This window comes from Helicobacter valdiviensis (genome assembly GCF_003245365.1).
Classification (GTDB): Bacteria; Campylobacterota; Campylobacteria; order Campylobacterales; family Helicobacteraceae; genus Helicobacter_D; species Helicobacter_D valdiviensis.
In genome coordinates, this window is record NZ_NBIU01000112.1 from 1 (window position 1) to 705 (window position 705).

A 705-nucleotide genomic window follows, 5' to 3' on the forward strand; every position below is an offset into this window, starting at 1 on the left:
ATGTTAGATTTATTGATTTATACAGCAGTTTTTTGTGGTGGAATTGTAGCAGGTGTTTTTATTGCTAAAAATAATCCTGATAAAGTCTTTGGTGCAGCTTCTAAACTAGAAGACAAGCTTAAAAAGAAGTAACAATGAAATTAATATCTAGTCTTTTTGGCTCTTTTTTTAGTGGGAGCAATATTCTTTTAATTGTTTTATTTTGTGTTTGTGGAGCAATGTATTTAAATATTCAAAGCTTACAAAAAGAAAATGAAATATTAAGATTAAAAGAACTCCATTCACAAAGTGAGCTAGAGGGACTAGAATTAAAATTAAAGGAGCAAAATGAAGCTATAAAGAAAGTCCGCTTAGATTTAAAAAATAAAAATGAGGCTTTAGTGGAAGTTTCAAAGGTGCAAAAAGTATTCTTAAAAGATACTAGCTGTGAGAGTGAGCTACTAGCATACAAAGAACTTTTTAATATTTTAGGAACAAAGAAATGAAAAAATTAGCAAAAATCCTCCTTGTTTTGAATTTTGTAATTTTACCTTTTTTACTTAGTGCTTGTGCTCACAAAGAGCTAGTAGTTAAAAGAGAATACAAAGAAGTGCTAACCCCCACACTCTGTCCTTTGAAACTTCCGCTAAAGCCTACATATAAAGGCACAATAGAAAGCGCTAAAGAAATGAGTATTTATTATTTAGAAGTTGAAGAGATTGCAAA

2 protein-coding genes are annotated in these 705 nt (G+C 29.9%); both read left to right on the forward strand.

The features are described 5' to 3' along the window. Positions 1–134: 134 nt before the first annotated feature. Positions 135–485: a hypothetical protein gene (locus tag B6S12_RS10765; protein ID WP_111230738.1), complete on the forward strand. Its 351-nt coding sequence runs from the start codon at positions 135–137 to the stop codon at positions 483–485. Then, a partial coding sequence (locus B6S12_RS10770) for a hypothetical protein (RefSeq protein ID WP_111230739.1) occupies positions 482–705 on the forward strand: 224 nt, incomplete at its 3' end. The genes B6S12_RS10765 and B6S12_RS10770, both read left to right, overlap by 4 nt.

What these genes read in the sequence shown, in the direction of transcription:
- B6S12_RS10765 (WP_111230738.1), top strand. Translation starts at nt 135, where the DNA reads ATGAAATTAATATCTAGTCTTTTTGGCTCTTTTTTTAGTGGGAGCAAT.